Origin of the sequence: Bradyrhizobium sp. CSA112 (genome assembly GCF_029051645.1) — a bacterium.
Lineage (GTDB): Bacteria > Pseudomonadota > Alphaproteobacteria > Rhizobiales > Xanthobacteraceae > Bradyrhizobium.
Genome location: NZ_JAACFS010000173.1, coordinates 1 through 386, shown reverse-complemented (window position 1 = coordinate 386; position 386 = coordinate 1). Strand labels below are relative to the sequence as shown.

Below are 386 nucleotides of genomic sequence, written 5' to 3'. Positions count from 1 at the left end.
GTTTATAGCGACGATGATTTTCTTTATCCGGGCCAGGAGAGCGGTTTTGCCCTCAAGGTGTTGCCGGAGATTGTCGCCGAAATCCAGAATCTGCCAGGGCTGCATTTAGCCGGACTTACCCATTTCCCTTGCCTGCTTTGGGATGAGGCTGTCGGAAAAGTTTTGCCGACACCGAATCTTCACACGCTGATACAGGCACGGGATCAACTGGCGAAATCTGGTATTGCACTTGAGCAACTGAACGCGCCTTCAGCGACCAGCTGCACTTCGCTGCCATTACTGGCGCAATACGGTGTGACTCATGCCGAACCCGGTCATGCGCTGACGGGCACTATTCCGGCAAACCAGCAGGGCGATCAGCCTGAACGTATCGCGATGCTCTGGTT

The 386-nt window shown here is 54.7% G+C and carries 1 protein-coding gene; it reads left to right on the top strand.

The annotated features are described in order from the left end of the window. Positions 1-386, top strand: a 386-nt coding sequence (locus tag GWE18_RS42190; RefSeq protein WP_275191344.1) for an alanine racemase, incomplete at both ends; no start/stop codon positions are given.